At 60.9% G+C, this 1,559-nt stretch carries 2 protein-coding genes; both read left to right on the plus strand.

From position 1 onward, the window contains the following. The first annotated feature begins 154 nt into the window (after positions 1-154). On the plus strand, positions 155-679 hold the full coding sequence (locus tag U9R81_RS18920) for a hypothetical protein (protein ID WP_322496966.1): 525 nt from the start codon (positions 155-157) through the stop codon (positions 677-679). Positions 680-929: 250 nt separating this feature from the next. After that, positions 930-1,391: a hypothetical protein gene (locus U9R81_RS18925; RefSeq protein ID WP_322496967.1), complete on the plus strand. Its 462-nt coding sequence runs from the start codon at positions 930-932 to the stop codon at positions 1,389-1,391. The last annotated feature ends 168 nt before the right edge of the window (positions 1,392-1,559 follow it).

A 1,559-nucleotide genomic window follows, 5' to 3' on the forward strand; every position in this document is an offset into this window, starting at 1 on the left:
ATCGTTGGCCGCCATACATTTTTTCGCCAGTTTTTAATGTACGCGCACAAAATTCCCCAATTATGCGCGCGCATTTGCGGCCTTCCGCCCATCCGCTTCCCGCCACCCCAAAAGCTCGTTACAATCCGCGCTAGCAACCGCCGGAGTCCGCCCCATGACGCAAGAAACTGACGTTCGCGAGGTTGAGCAAGCGCTGCAGGTCCGGCCCGCCGGCGCCCGGCCGCCCAAGCTGCGCTACACTCACCAGGCAATGTGTGATGTGATTGTGCAGAATCCGGGTATCTCGCAGAACCAGCTCGCGGCACTGTTCGGCTACACCCCGGCCTGGGTCTCGACGGTGATTAATAGCGATGCGTTTCAGGCGTTGCTTGCCCAAAGGCGCGAGGAGCTGGTCGATCCCGAGATCCGGCTGACGATCGAAGAGCGCTATCGTGCACTGGCTGCCGAGTCGCTTCGCGTTCTGCAGGCCAAGATGGCCCGGCCGGCCGACCAGGTGTCGGACAACCTCGCCCTCAAGGCGGCCGAACTCTCGGCCAAAGCGCTTGGGCTTGGGGGAAATGCTTCGCCGCCCGCCGCCCCGAACCCGGCTGAGTACCTCCCCGAGCTTGCCGAGCGCCTTATGCGGCTCCGCGGAGTCCGGTCCGCCGAGGACGCTGTTGTGATTGAGGCCCAAAAATGAGCCATCGCACCGATCGGGTTCACCTTCCAGTTGTCGAACCCCGGTGCGAACCCTCGTTGCATTGCGCTTTTCGCAATCACTGCGCCCGCTACCTCGCCCCCATTCCGCCGGTCGGCGGAACGCTTGGCGATTTCAGCCTTACCTCCGCTCAATCCTTTTGCGGGATGTACAAGTCTGCGGCAGTCGCACCGGCGGCCCCCAAGCAACCTCCCGCAAAACCGCACTGGTCCAGTTCTGAAGGAGTCTAACCGTGGCAAACATTGTCTTTAACATCGCCAAAGGCCGTGTGATCGAGTTGTATAACCGGGTCAAGTCGAACGACCCGGCCAACTCCGCCCTGATCCTGGTCCCGATCGAGACGAGCGGGCTGGAGAGCGACGCCACGCTGATCGATGTGGATACGCTTTCCGCGTTGCTCGCCGGCACGACCAACGAGCAGACCACGATGGGCCGCAAAACCCTGACGGATGCCGACCTTGCTTCCCTCCCGGCGCCCAACGACACGAGTGATTACTATGAGGTGAGCCTCCCAACGGTGACCTGGACCGCCGCCACTGGCAACGCGATCTCGAAAATCGCAGTTTGCTACGACAATGACACGACCGCTGGCACGGATGCGAACATCATCCCGCTGACAATGTTCGATTTTATCCAAACGCCAAGCGGCGCCGACATCCAAATGACTACCGGCGTCTTCTTCCGCGCCTCGTGAGAAACGGATGCAGGTTGTGGTTGAGGATGGCAGCGCCGATATCAACAGCAAAGTCGGTCTTGTTGGCGCACTTGTTACCGCAGTTCTAGGCATTGCATACGGAGTTCGGCAGTACTTTTTGAGGTGGCGCAGGGACGCCAGCGAGTTTGCCGGGGCAGATGCAGCGGT

The organism is Chloroflexus sp., assembly GCF_034435895.1.
GTDB lineage: Bacteria > Chloroflexota > Chloroflexia > Chloroflexales > Chloroflexaceae > Chloroflexus.

What these genes read in the sequence shown, in the direction of transcription:
- U9R81_RS18920 (WP_322496966.1), top strand. Translation starts at nt 155, where the DNA reads ATGACGCAAGAAACTGACGTTCGCGAGGTTGAGCAAGCGCTGCAGGTC.